Origin of the sequence: [Clostridium] citroniae WAL-17108 (assembly GCF_000233455.1) — a bacterium.
Classification (GTDB): domain Bacteria; phylum Bacillota; class Clostridia; order Lachnospirales; family Lachnospiraceae; genus Enterocloster; species Enterocloster citroniae.
In genome coordinates this window covers 5,162-18,641 of the sequence record NZ_JH376426.1, presented here as the reverse complement: position 1 = coordinate 18,641, position 13,480 = coordinate 5,162, and the positions used below count along the sequence as shown (strand labels likewise).

13 protein-coding genes are annotated in these 13,480 nt (G+C 42.4%); 11 read left to right on the top strand and 2 right to left on the bottom strand.

Annotated features, from left to right (window positions below):
• The first annotated feature begins 91 nt into the window (after positions 1-91).
• The 10 genes from HMPREF9469_RS20465 (at position 92) to HMPREF9469_RS34095 (ending at position 9,768) form a co-directional block, all read left to right on the top strand.
• Positions 92-934, top strand: coding sequence for a helix-turn-helix domain-containing protein (locus tag HMPREF9469_RS20465; protein WP_157140323.1), 843 nt, complete (start codon positions 92-94; stop codon positions 932-934).
• Positions 935-1,141: 207 nt separating this feature from the next.
• On the top strand, positions 1,142-2,248 hold the full coding sequence (locus HMPREF9469_RS20460; protein ID WP_007866172.1) for a C4-dicarboxylate TRAP transporter substrate-binding protein: 1,107 nt from the start codon (positions 1,142-1,144) through the stop codon (positions 2,246-2,248).
• 35 nt (positions 2,249-2,283) lie between these two features.
• On the top strand, positions 2,284-2,781 hold the full coding sequence (locus HMPREF9469_RS20455) for a TRAP transporter small permease (RefSeq protein WP_007866169.1): 498 nt from the start codon (positions 2,284-2,286) through the stop codon (positions 2,779-2,781).
• Positions 2,774-4,060 carry a TRAP transporter large permease gene (locus HMPREF9469_RS20450; protein ID WP_007866159.1) on the top strand — a complete coding sequence of 429 codons (1,287 nt, stop codon included), beginning with the start codon at positions 2,774-2,776 and terminating at the stop codon, positions 4,058-4,060. The genes HMPREF9469_RS20455 and HMPREF9469_RS20450 overlap by 8 nt, the downstream gene beginning before the upstream one ends.
• A 22-nt stretch (positions 4,061-4,082) precedes the next feature.
• A complete protein-coding gene (locus tag HMPREF9469_RS20445; protein WP_007866153.1) occupies positions 4,083-4,367 on the top strand; it encodes a UxaA family hydrolase in 285 nt (94 codons plus the stop codon).
• A gap of 3 nt (positions 4,368-4,370) precedes the next feature.
• Complete coding sequence (locus tag HMPREF9469_RS20440; RefSeq protein ID WP_007866151.1) at positions 4,371-5,531, top strand: UxaA family hydrolase; 1,161 nt, start codon at positions 4,371-4,373, stop codon at positions 5,529-5,531.
• A gap of 196 nt (positions 5,532-5,727) precedes the next feature.
• Positions 5,728-7,068 (top strand): APC family permease, encoded by a 1,341-nt coding sequence (locus tag HMPREF9469_RS20435; RefSeq protein WP_007866148.1) that lies wholly within the window; start codon positions 5,728-5,730, stop codon positions 7,066-7,068.
• Positions 7,068-8,336: an aminotransferase class V-fold PLP-dependent enzyme gene (locus HMPREF9469_RS20430; RefSeq protein ID WP_200895107.1), complete on the top strand. Its 1,269-nt coding sequence runs from the start codon at positions 7,068-7,070 to the stop codon at positions 8,334-8,336. The genes HMPREF9469_RS20435 and HMPREF9469_RS20430 overlap by 1 nt, the downstream gene beginning before the upstream one ends.
• Positions 8,337-8,450: 114 nt before the next feature.
• Positions 8,451-9,362 (top strand): LysR family transcriptional regulator, encoded by a 912-nt coding sequence (locus HMPREF9469_RS20425; protein WP_007866143.1) that lies wholly within the window; start codon positions 8,451-8,453, stop codon positions 9,360-9,362.
• 85 nt (positions 9,363-9,447) lie between these two features.
• Positions 9,448-9,768, top strand: a complete 321-nt coding sequence (locus tag HMPREF9469_RS34095) for a cation:dicarboxylate symporter family transporter (protein WP_007866140.1) — start codon at positions 9,448-9,450, stop codon at positions 9,766-9,768.
• A gap of 108 nt (positions 9,769-9,876) precedes the next feature.
• Here the strand turns inward: HMPREF9469_RS34095 and HMPREF9469_RS20415 are convergent, their stop codons facing one another.
• Together HMPREF9469_RS20415 and HMPREF9469_RS20410 are read right to left on the bottom strand one after the other, a co-directional pair.
• Positions 9,877-10,575 carry a hypothetical protein gene (locus HMPREF9469_RS20415; protein ID WP_007866138.1) on the bottom strand — a complete coding sequence of 233 codons (699 nt, stop codon included), beginning with the start codon at positions 10,573-10,575 and terminating at the stop codon, positions 9,877-9,879.
• Positions 10,568-11,980, bottom strand: a complete 1,413-nt coding sequence (locus HMPREF9469_RS20410; protein WP_007866135.1) for an ATP-binding protein — start codon at positions 11,978-11,980, stop codon at positions 10,568-10,570. The genes HMPREF9469_RS20415 and HMPREF9469_RS20410 overlap by 8 nt, the downstream gene beginning before the upstream one ends.
• Positions 11,981-12,382: 402 nt before the next feature.
• Between HMPREF9469_RS20410 and HMPREF9469_RS20405 the strand changes: the two genes are divergently transcribed.
• The gene (locus HMPREF9469_RS20405; RefSeq protein WP_007866132.1) at positions 12,383-13,267 is read left to right on the top strand and encodes a tyrosine-type recombinase/integrase; all 885 of its coding nucleotides are present in this window, start codon (positions 12,383-12,385) and stop codon (positions 13,265-13,267) included.
• The last annotated feature ends 213 nt before the right edge of the window (positions 13,268-13,480 follow it).

Sequence of the window (13,480 nt, the reverse complement as noted above, 5' to 3'; positions counted from 1 at the left end):
GCTCAGTGTAATGAGACATGTACCCTTATAGGAAAATGCTGGTCAGGGGAGGGTATGAATGGAGATTTGTGAGATACAGGAATTCCCAGCTATGAATTCTGAATTTTATATGGAGAAAAATGCTGCACAGTTAAATGATCAGATCCATGTACATAAATATACGGAGATGATCATATTTACTGCAGGTAAAGCCGTGCATGTGGTAGAGAATCTGAGGATACCGGTGGAAACTGGAAGCGTAGTAGTGCTTGTACCTGGATTTAAGCATTGCTTTTTACAAGAAGAAGGGACGGAGTACTATATTTTTTCCTTTGATGTTGACAGAATTCTGAGCATGAACAAGCAGTTAAAGAAACTGAAAGGAATGCAGTCTTTTTTTATCAGTTCCCCGTATTACAGGTATCGGCACCTGTTTACAAATACAATGGGTGTTTGGGGAGAAGATCTGGAATTTGTAAAGGCGCTGTGCGAACTGACTCTGGAAGCGTTCAGGAAAAGACAGTTGGGATATGATGTGATTGTCCGGGAGTATTTCTTTTGCCTGATGATCTTTCTTTCCAGCCGCTATCTGCCAAAGGAAACCGGACTCCATGAGAGCTTTTGCAATATGGAGGAAAGCATGGAGTATTTGGAAACCCACTATGTGGAACATATTGTGATACGTCAGCTGGCTGACATTGCCCATTTGTCGGAACGGCATTATACGCGGCTGTTTAAAAAGATATATGGCCGGACACCCATGTCCTATATTATAAAATGCAGGTTGGACCACGCCTGCGCACTTTTGTTGGAAACGGACTTTTCTGTTACAAGAATAAGCAGTGACTGTGGCTTTACTGATCTGGCATCATTTAGCAAGGTTTTTAAAAAGACATATGGAATTCCACCAGTTATGTACAGGAAAGGTAAGGGGGACATTCAGCGGGTGAAATAAACATTTGATGTTGACAGAATGAGGGACATCCCTCATTTTTTTATTATTTAAAAATGTCCGATATAAACAAATACATGGCTGAAATAATAATGTAATAATGGAGCCCGAGCGATATATTAGTCTTATAAAAGAAAGAAGAGAGGGGGAAAGACTGTAAATATTGTGATATATAGTAAATATTGAAATTATTACACAGGAGGGGTTTTTATGAATAAGTTAGAGAAAAGAGCGGGTTTTGTATTGGTTATGTTATTGGTGGCGGGGTGTGTTGGATGCAGCGGAAACACATCAGGAGAGAAGCGGGGGAATGGAAAGGAAACTGTAAAAGAAGATATTAAGGCAGGTGTAAAAGCAGAGGAAAAAAAGAATGTAAAAGAAGTGAAAGAAACCATTGTATTACAATTGGCATATGAAAATAACCCGGGGGAGCCCTTTGATCTAGCGGCAAATCGCTGGGCGGAACTGTTGGGGGAAGCCAGCCAGGGGACCATGCGTATTGATCTGTTTCCATCTGGTCAATTGGGAACGCAGGATGAGATGATCGATCAGATCATTGCTGGTGAAAATATAATTACATTAGCGGATCCGGGATTTTATGCAGACCGGGGTGTAAAGGATTTTGGAATCATGTTTGGCCCATATATGTTTGACACATGGGAAGATGTGTGGAAGGTAACAGAAAGCAACTGGTACATTGGAGAATGCGAGAAACTGGAGAAATATGGGATAAAGACGATTGCCTCCAACTGGATGTACGGGGACCGCCATACATTAAGTGTAAAGCCAATACAAACCGTAGAGGATCTAAAGGGCATGAAAATCCGTGTTCCCAATACGGAAATCCAGATTGCAGGTTTTTCCGCACTGGGGGCCGTACCCACGCCCATGTCTTTAAGCGAGGTATATACATCATTGCAGCAAAAGGTAATTGACGGGTTAGAGAATCCTCTGAGCACACTGTACAATGGCCGTTTCCAGGAGGTGGCCAAGTATCTTATATTGGACGGACATGTCAAGGACTTCTCCACATTAATATGTAATGTGGACATCTACAGCGGACTGAACCAGGATCAGCAGCAATGGCTGACCCAGACGTGCGTAGAGGCTGGGATTTATAATAATGAGATCAGCAGCAACATGGAAGATGAGTATACGAAACAGTTTGAGGATGAAGGAGTTCAGATCGTAGTGCCTGATCAGGATGTGATGGAAGGATTTAAGGAAAAGGCAAAGGCTTTTTATGAAGATCCCCAGGTGACAAAAGACTGGTCAGATGGTCTGTACCAGACTATACAGGACATCCTGGCTCAGTAATATTAGACGGGGCTGTCCCGGTTAAGGAGGTATAAATGAAGAATAGGAAGATCCTTATATGGACGATTTTTAAAAATTTAGATGTGATCCTGGCTGGAATTATAGGAGGTGTGCTTGTTCTGGTAACATTTTTAGGAGTGATCATGAGATATCTGTTTAATGCGCCCTTTGTCTGGCAGCAGGAAATACAATTGGGATGCTTTTTATGGCTTTCCTATCTGGGGGCAGGAGCTGCCTTCCTTTCAGAGAGTCATGTGGCGGTGGATATCTTCGTGGATTCATTTCCGCGCAAGGTTAGAGAAATCGTGGAGTTTGGTGCATATATTGTGACCTGTGTTGTGCTGGTGTTTCTTTTTTGGCAGTCCAACAGGCTGCTGATGCAGATGGCCAAAACCGGGAAGGTGACAAGTATTCTCCATGTGCCATATGACCTGCTGTATACAGTGATACCCATTGGTTGTGTCCTGATGGTCATTGATTATACAATTGTCACTATACGTCATTACAGGGAAAGGAGGGAGAACGGTGAGTAGCCCTGTATTGCTCGCATCATTAGCGGTATTATTCTTTTTGCTGCTGAAAGTTCCGGTACTGGCAGCAGTTATGTCCGGACCGGTCGTTTATTTTCTTATGACCCCTTCTGTCAATGCGCAGATATTTGCACAGCGGGTCATTGCAGGATGCGAGAGCATTCCTATGCTGGCAATTCCTTTTTTTATCTGTGCCGGTATTTTTATGAATTATTCCGGTGTGACCAAACGTGTCATGAATTTCTGTGAAGCACTTACCGGAGGCATGGTCGGAGGTCTGGCGCAGGTGAACATCCTTCTGTCAACATTGATGGGAGGCTTGTCCGGCTCCAACCTTGCAGATGCGGCAATGGAAGCAAAAATGCTTGTTCCCACCATGGTGGACAAGGGGTTTTCACTTAAATTTTCAACTGTGGTGACCGCCTTTTCAGCTATGATCACGCCTCTGATCCCACCGGGAATTGCGCTGATCATATACGGCTCCATTGCTAATGTTTCTGTGGGAAAGCTGTTTATCGGAGGCCTTGGGGTTGGAGCAATGCTGTGTATATCAGAGATGATACTTGTCCATGGGATTTCTAAGAAGAGAGGCTATCTTCCCATACGGACAAAGGGGATCACGGGTAAGGAATTCTTACATGCGCTTAAGGAAGCGGTATTGCCTTTGTGCCTGCCGATCATTATTATCGGGGGGATCCGCATGGGCATTTTCACGCCGACAGAAGCCGGCTCTGTTGCAATTATTTATGCGCTGTTTCTTGGTGTCTTATACCATGAAATGAATATGAAAGACTTTATCCAGGGAGTAAAAGAAACGGTCACAACAACATCCTCCATCATTATTATCATAGGGGCAGCTTCGGCATACTCATGGATCTTAACAAAGGAGCAGGTTCCACAGCATTTGACAGAGATCATTTTGTCTGCGATCCATCAAAAATATGTGTTTCTTATGATTGTAAATATTTTACTCTTAATTGTTGGCATGTTTGTGGAAGGAAATGTGTCAATGATCGTACTTGTCCCTCTTCTGGCACCGGTGGCAATGGCATATGGAATCAATGAGATACAGTTTGCGATCATGTTTATATTTAATTCTGCCATAGGAGATTTGACACCGCCGTTTGGTACCCTGATGTTTGTGTCCTGCGGGGTGACAAAATGCAATATGAAGGACTTTATAAAAGAGGGAATCCCATTTTATCTGCTTCTCTTTTTATGGCTGATGCTTATAACGTACTTTCCCATCTTTTCAGTGGGAATCGTAAATCTTTTATATTGATTAAGAAGGAGAAAATAGTGGTATGGTAAATGGAATACTGATTGACGAGAGAGATAATGTGGCGGTGGTACTCAAACCAATGGAAAAACAGGAACTGATAAGGTATATGCAAAGGGAAATAGCAGATACGGTGCGAGTCCTTGATGATATACCAATCTATCACAAAATAGCGGTTAGGGGAATTGCCAAAGGTACATATGTGATAAAATACGGGGAAATCATAGGGATTGCCATGGAAACCATCAGACGAGGCCAACATGTACATATTCATAATATTGAGAGTACTAAAAAGAACGAGGGGGAATAGCAGATGCAGTTTGCCGGATATAAAAGGCCGGATGGAAGGTATGGCATCAGGAACAGGGTATTGATCCTGCCAGCCAGTGTGTGTGCCAGTGATACCTGCCGGATGATAAGTGAACAGGTTAAGGGGACGGTTACCTTTGATAACCAGTCAGGGTGTGCACAAAGCCCAATGGATATGCAGATTACATTGGATACAGTTGCAGGGTTTGCCGCAAATCCCAATATCTATGGAACAATCGCAGTTTCCCTTGGATGTGATGACCTATCCATTGATATATTAAAAGCAGCAATCAGTGAGAGGACTAACAAACCTTTAGAAACACTTGTGATACAGGAATGCGGGGGAACGGTAAAGACAGTGGAAAAGGCAGTACGTCTGGCAAGAGAGATGGCTGAGGCTGCCTCTATGGAAAAGCGTGTTCCGGCTGATCTCTCTGAACTGATACTGGGAATGGAATGCGGTGGTTCCGATCCAACATCCGGTATTGCGGCCAACCCTGTGCTGGGAAGGGTAAGCGATGTGCTGGTGGGGTATGGAGGCACATCCATTCTCAGTGAGACAGGGGAGATCATTGGCGGGGAACATATTCTGGCATCCAGGATGAGGGATAAAAAGCTGGTACAGGAATTATATGACTATGCAGAACATTATAATGAGCAGTTTAGGATTGTGGGGGAGCCACTTTTTATGGACAATCTTTCAGAGGGAAATGTCAAAGGCGGACTTTCAACAACGGAGGAGAAATCCCTGGGATGTATTAAAAAGGGAGGGGAATCAGAAATTAAAGAGGTGCTGGCTTATGCACAGCGTCCGGTTAAGCATGGACTGGTCTTTATGGATACACCGGGATATGATGCTGCGTCTGTTGCAGGTATGGTAGCAGGAGGAGCCCAGGTGATCATATTTACAACAGGCTTAGGATCCCCGGTGGGCAATCCTATCGCTCCAGTGATAAAAATTACCGGAAATCCGCAAACTTTCCAAAAGATGAAGGATAATATGGATTTTGATGCCAGCGATGTGATAAAAGGAAACAGGACGATCAACGAGGTGGCGGAGTCGCTTATGAGAGAACTGTTAAGTGTGGTAGATGGAAAAAAGACAGCGGCTGAAATACTTGGGTTTAATCAGATTTCCATGGCGCGTTTGTGTAATTTTAATTAGTGGGTGGAGAAAAAAGATAATGAAGGATCACTGGAGTTTCGGTGATCCTTCATTTTTTATTATGAAATTTATCAATAATTTGACCATAAATAATTCATTTTATAGCATGATCCTTTCGTAGTATAGTAAAGCCAGAGATCAAAGAAACTCACATGTGAAATGATCTGGTCTAATAATGGATTGGGAGAAAATGCTTATGAAAGAGGACAAATTAAAACGGGAAGTATCAGGATTCAGCGCATTTATCATGGTGATTGGAACGATCATCGGATCAGGGGTGTTTTTTAAACCAACCGCTGTGTTTGGGGCAACAGGGACCGCAGGACTTGGACTGCTTGCCTGGGGGCTTGGCGGCGGCCTGGCACTGGCAGGGGGGCTGACCATTGCTGAAATTGGCACGCTGATTCCACAGACCGGTGGAATGATGACGTACATGGAAGCTATATATGGGAAATTTTGGGGATATTTGATTGCCTGGGTGCAGACGATCATTTTTTATCCGGTCAGGATTGCGGCAGCCACTGTGATCTGCGCCACACAGGCAGCCAACCTTTTAGGGCTTGGCAAAGATACGGTCATTCCCATTGCTGTTGCAATCGTACTTTTCGTGAACTTTGTAAATGCTATCGGCAATAAAGCAACGGACATTTTGCAGAATTTAGCAACATTTTTAAAATTTATCCCACTAATCTTAATTATAGTGGCGGGGCTGCTTTTTAATCCGGACCCGGTAAAGGTGGAACTGATCCCGTTTACTGACCCGGGCCGTCCTCTGGGGGCCGCTATCTCAGCCGCATTGCTGGCCACACTTTATGCAACTGACGGATGGATGAATGTTACCAATATTGCAGGGGAGATGAAAGATCCGGGACGTGATCTGCCAAAGGCCATTGTAGGAGGAATAAGCATGGTAACACTGATCTATCTAGCCATCAATGTAGCTTATCTGCGCGTCCTTCCGGCGAATGCCTTGGCGGCAACGGCCACCCCGGCATCGGATGTGGCAGGAATCTTATTCTCCAGCTTTGGCGGTAAGCTGATTACCATTGGAATTATGATTTCCGTGTTTGGTTCACAGACCGGATTTGTCAGGGCCAGCTGGAGGATTCCATATGCCCTTGGCTTGAGGGATATGCTTCCTTTTGGCGGATTTTTCAGGAAGCTGAATCAAAAAACCGATATGCCGGTAAACAGCGGAATGTTCCTGATGGCCCTCACTATTATTATGCTGGTCTGTATCGGTGACTTTAATATACTTACCGATATTGGTTCATTTGTAATCTGGTTTTTCTACATATTGACGTTTGCCGGGATTTTTATATTGAGAAAGAAATGGCCGGACCGTGAACGGCCGTACAAAGTACCGCTGTATCCACTTGTGCCCATTTTGGGGGCTTTTGGCGGGATATTTGTTTTGGTGTCCACCATCATGTATCAGCCCTTTGTGGCGCTGATATCAATTGTTTGTACACTTACAGGGGTTCCACTTTACCTGTATCTTATTAAGAAAAATCAAGTATATGGAGGAGAAGAATAATGATGGAATTTGGAAAATTAATGGGCAACGAGGAAATGAAACGCGTAAGGGATGCGTTCTATTACATGGATGAGGATGCCAATGGAACCCCAAGGCTGTTTTTTGATAATGCAGGAGGTTCTTACCGGTTGAAAAAGGCAGAGGAACGATTCCGGAAGGTGGATATGATTCCGGACTGTTCAGAGCGTAATCATGAGATGGCCCTTTATCTGCAGTCTTTGGAGGAGGCAGGAAAGGATGATATTCGGACTATATTCAATGTAAAAGGAGGTGCGATCGTCACTTCCCTGACCGCTTCCCAGGCAATGTTTCAGTTGGTTGGTGCTGTTGCGGAAAATATACCGGGAACCAATATTGTGACAACGGTACTGGAGCATCCCTCTGCTTTTGATGCCGCCGGGTATTATGCGGATCAAACAGGAAAAGAATTGCGGGTGGCGAAAAGCAACCCGGATACGGGAGGAGTGGATGCAGCGGAGATTACGGCATTGATCGATCAGGATACATGTCTCTTAAGTGTAATGTATTCATCCAATATATCCGGAGCCATATTTGACATTCCAGGAATAATAAAGGCTGCAAAAGCGATAAAGCCGGACCTTTATATCATAGTAGATGCAGTGCAGCACACACCTCATGGTGTAATGGACTTTAGCCAGCTGGATGTGGATGCGGTCACCTTTGCGCCTTATAAATTCTTTGGAGTCAGAGGGATCGGAGCAGCATATATTTCTGACCGGTTTTCTGCGCTCCCTCACCACAAGCTGGCAGGAAAAAAGAAAACTGAATGGGAGCTTGGAAGCCCTGCACCGGCCCAGTATGCAATGATCACCGAAATTGTAAATTATGTGTGCAGCCTGGCAGCCTGCCAGGAAAAAAAGGGCAGGAGAGAACTGTTTGTGGAGGGTATGACCAAGATCATGCTTCAGGAGCGCGCCCTTCTTTATCTCATGCTGGAAGGTACGGAGCAAATGCAGGGCCTTCGCCATATGGAAGGAGTGCATGTCTTTATGGATAATCCTGACCTGGAACAGAGGGATCTAATCATTGGAATCGGATTTGACCATATAGAATATGCTGCCGCGGTAAAAGAATATGAAAAACGCAGTGTAATCGTCTATGAAAGAGTGGCATCCAGCCTGTATTCCAAACGGATGCTGGAATCCTTTGGACTGGATGGAGCGATCCGGGTCTCTCCGCTTCACTGCAACAGCAAAGAGGAGATTGAACGGTTCCTTGCAGTGACAAAGGAGATCGCAGCCCTTTAAGAAAGTGACGCCAGGCATGAAGGTGCGAAAAGAGCGGATCGTACGTGGTTTCGTTGACAAACAGGATGCTGCGCCGATATAATATCCATAACATTGTTAAAGGGGGAAGTTCATATGGATTTTATCGACCTGGAAACATATCTTGCAGCAGCTGATACATTAAACCTGACAAAGGCGGCCGATAATCTGTTTGTCTCGCAGTCCACGGTTACCCATCGTTTGAAAAGGCTGGAGGATGAGCTTCAGTATAAGCTATTTATCCGCCAGAAAGGCAAACGCAATATTGAACTGACTATCCGGGGGGAGGAATTTATGTCCATTGCCCAGCGCTGGGTTGCGCTCCATAAGGAGATGGAGCAGCTGAAACACAGCTATTCCAAAGCGTTATCCATTGCCTCCATTGACAGTGTGATCACCACAATTCTCCCCGAAATCCTAAAGGAAATATCGAAAAAGGAATATGAGGTAAATGTAAGGATACAGACAGAGCATACGCCGGTCATATATGATTTGGTGAGAAGCAGGGAGGCGGATATCGGGTTCGCGTCAACAGATGCCGGTTATCCGGAACTGATCACAGAACCTGTATTTTGCCAAAAGTTTGTTTTGATCAAACCATGTCAATGCCCGGGAGAGCCAAGGCAGATCCACCCATCGGAACTGGACCCTTCGCTGGAGATTTTCCAGCCGTGGGGATATGATTATATGAAATGGCATGACTACTGGTGGCCGGCTACTGTTACCCCTCATATCAAGATCGATTCTGTTACGGCATTGACCAATTTTTTGGATGATGAGCGGTATTGGTCCATTGTTCCTCTCAGCAGCGTAAAAACCATTTTGGGCAGCTATCATGTCCAAATCTATGATATCCAGGATCCGCCGCCGGACTGGGTATGTTATAAGGTGAAACACAAATATCCAAACAAACAGAATATAGGCGGTATTCGTACCTTTGAGAGTATTTTTAACCAGTTTATCAGCAATACGGATTTATTCAGGTTAGAGTATCCACAGCGTTTTTAAGAATGCTGAAAATGCTCATTGTTCCATTGGTATTCTTCAGTATCACAAGTGGTGTATGTAAAATGGGGGATCCCTTGGGAAATACATGCTGTACAGTTTCGATCTTTCAATTGGAAGAATCGCCCAATTTACATTTCTTAGGATCATACTATCCATTGGCTCGGCCGGTGTGAAGGGATCGGGCATCATCTCGTCAACTGTTTTGTTGGAAATGCTCGGTTTACCTTTGGGGTTTATTCCCATCCCTGCAGCAATCCGGCCTGTGAATGATCCTGCCCATACATTACTTGACAATGTGAGCGATCTGGTGGGAACAGCCCTGGTAGCACGTCCGCTTGGGGAGATGGATGAGGATGTGTTTTATGATAGGAACCCACCTCTCAATACGCTTAAAACAAAAACGTAACAGTTCCGGACTGCAGGAGAATGGGTGTCCTGAACTGTTACAACAAAAACAATAAGTATCCGGGAATTCTTTCGTATAAAAAGAGCTCCCGGAGATTTATGTGGTAACCTATTTAATTCCGATCCCCAGACGATAAAAGAATACTGCCAGATTTGTGTATCGTTTTAAGGAGTTACCGTTTTCCATGATAAACTCCCATGTTTTCTGATAATCTCCCTGAACACTAAAAGTCTCATCATTGATAAATTGTAGAAATGCCTCAGGGTTTTCGTGATAGCGCAGAGCCGCCTCCAATGCCAAATCCTCTTTCTGCTCTGGACTTAATTCCTGGTTTGCGTTATGCATAACGTGTTCAAGATTTCTTGAGAAATAATAAATTTCATAAGGAAAGCCGGACAGTTCATTTTGGTGGTATAGTTGATATACAATGTTCCGTTTGCTTATATTTCGCCGGATTAGCCGGTCTTTATCTTTCGCATCGATATAATCATCATGATACGATGTTACCCTATCTTTAGACTGTTGGACCATTGAATGAGGTATAAAGGCTCCATCTGTATCAATCAACTGTATAACTTTTAAAATATCTTCCTGTATAAGATAGGGGTTTTTACGAAAATATTTATCGATTTCTTCTCGTATAGCTGCTTCGATGTACTTGGCGGTCATCTTATCCTGTGCAGTTAAATCCGTTCGGATCACCTCAAACTCAACATCCTGATTCTGCACAAGACGTGTAAATACAACGGCAAGTGTATCTTGGTCTGTTTGACCTTCTACTAAAACCAGGATAATTTTTTTAGTCATACAGCCCTACCCTTCCCGCTTTGCGCATCGCCAGTTCAATCTCATAAATATTGGTATCACGATAAAGCTTTTCCTTCTGTCCTCCTAATTTAATTGCGCGTAAATAGGAAAGGCGGATATTTTGGGTGTCCTTAATATAGGACATACGCAAATAACGATCGTCCGGATTCATTGTGGTAAAAATCAAATCACTCATATCTAAAACTTCCAGAGGACGTAAATTATGGGAAGTGAAGATTAACTGCCCTTTTGCTTTTTCTGATATTGCTTCCAGGCACATGCCCAATAGGTATTCATAGATACCGGAATCAAATTCGTCAACTACTAAACAATAAGATTCACGATTGTAACATGCAACCAAATTGCTACAGATAGAAATGATTTTTTTAATTCCAGCCGATTCATAAAGAAGAGGAATACGAGCTGTATCCCTTATGGTGATCAGTTCAAATTGCACGCCATCCTTACCATCCTTCATCAGTTTATCGAAAGCATGATAAATTTCCAGTTCAATATCTGGTATCAGTGATTTTAAAACCACATTGATTTGATCAATTGTTTTTTTGAGAAATGGGAACAAGTCTTTGGGAATAACATTTATTCCGGTCATATTGATCATAATTCCCGATGTTTTACCTAAATTGGTTATTGGCCAGTCTATATTCATGGGAAACGTCTTTATATTAAGCGCTAATAGCCCATAATGGGAATTTTCTACAACAGCAAGATCGTTTAGCCCATAAGTTTGGAGGACCGATGATATCTCGTGAATTTTTTTTGCCTCTCCGTCTGCTTTTGAGAATACCTCCTGTGCCTTTCTGGAAAACAGGAATGAATATACTTCCGACTTCTGATTATCTTCATTAAAATTCTCAGAAAGTTGTTGTGCGATTCCCAATGCAACCATGGAATCAATGTCTTTTTCAAATTCTTTATAATATTTTGCCGGAGTAAATAAAACTTTTCTTCCTTTTACATATTCAAATACAGGTGTTATTTTTGTTCTGGTATCTAAATCGAGTCGTTTGCTGCTTAACTTTTCACCGCTGACAATAAAACCCTGATCATCATCCTTTTTTTGTAACGTAACCTCATATTCAGTGTATGAAAGGGTACCGTTCCTTTTTATCTGAAAGCCATATAAAATCTGTGCATATTTACATTCGTATCGTATATACTGATAAAATGCATGTGGAATCTGGCGTCCTGTTAACAGGCATTTTAACAATACCATGCAGTCAACCACTACTGTCTTGCCAGACCCATTTTGCCCATAAATTCCTAGAATACTGCCAATTCTTTTGTCTTCTGAATTTTTCCGTTCCAAGTTAATAACACCACGTACTACATTTTTTATGTTTTTTATCTCTAGCTGGACAAGACGCACTACATTGTTTTCCATCATTCTATTACCTCCAAGATTATTATATTATATAATAATTACCTAAAGATGTCAAATGTAATGCAAAAAACGTTAATAAAATTAACGTTATGGATATTAAAAAATTGACATACGACATATAAAGACTGCCAAAATGATGCCAAAACAAATTCAAAATAAAATCACCTTCTGGTACGGCCTGACCATACCGGGAGGTGATTTTTATATATGCAGCAGTTCCATGTTGTAACGTTCCACAGGCGGGAAGGCGCAATATTTATCATGCCATACAAAGGGATTAATTTGGTAAATGTGGAAAATTCCTATATAAAAGAATGAAAATACTCTAAAATAGAAAAACTATAAGGCAGAGTTAAGAATTAACCAACCAAATGAAACCGCGCAACAGAACTCACGGAGGAAGTTATGAAACAAAAAGAGTGTATGGATGAATTTAGGGACTATCTGTGTAATGAAGAAAAAGCTGCGGCAACCATTCACAAATACCTGTACGATGTCAATGAAATGCTGGTCTTTATGCAGGACAGGGAATTAAACAAAGAGAACTTACTGCTATACCGAAAGCATCTGACTGGCAGGTACAAAGCTCAGACTGTGAATGTTAAACTTTCTGCCATTCATGTTTTTTTAAGATTTATGGATCTGGAAGAATATCGGGTCAAATTTTTAAAAGTCCAGAAACGGGCCTATATTGATGAAAAGCGGGAACTTACGGAACTGGATTACAAAAAACTTATGGAAGCAGCGGACCGAAATAACAAAAAGCAGTTATATTATCTGATGCTTGTTTTATATGGAACAGGAATCAGGATCAGCGAACTTCCTTTTGTGACCGTGGAAGCCATAAAGCTGGGAAAGGCGGAAATATATATGAAGGGAAAATACCGGGTCATTATTTTTCCCAAGAAACTGGTCAGGATGTTAAAGGAATATACCAGGATACAGAATATACAAAGCGGATGTATTTTCAGGACAAAAAGCGGGCGGAATTTAGACCGGAGCAATATATGCCATGCCATGAAGCGGTTATGTAAGGATGCAAGGGTAGAACCAACTAAGGTTTTTCCGCATAATTTCAGGCACCTGTTTGCGAAATGTTTTTACTCCATTGAAAAGAACCTGGCTAATCTTGCAGATATACTGGGACATTCTTCTATAGAAACAACCCGAATTTATGTAACAGCCAGCATCAGCCAGTATGAAAAAATCATGGAAAAAATGAAAATTGGTTTTGACGATAAAAAACCACAGAATAATCATTCTGTGGTGATGAGTCTGCATATCAAATAATGAGAACCTGCATTGTATGTATTTTATAACAAAATGTGGGGGGAGTCAATATACATAAAGCTGTTTTTTCTCCAATACAATGAGGCCGGGAAGGATAAAATCATGAACCGGCCTTTTCGTCATGGGTATTTTTTCTTTTGAAGTTCCACTCAAAAGTCACAATACCCATTTTTATTTGATTTTCATTTAAACATTGTCATCAAAATACCGCAG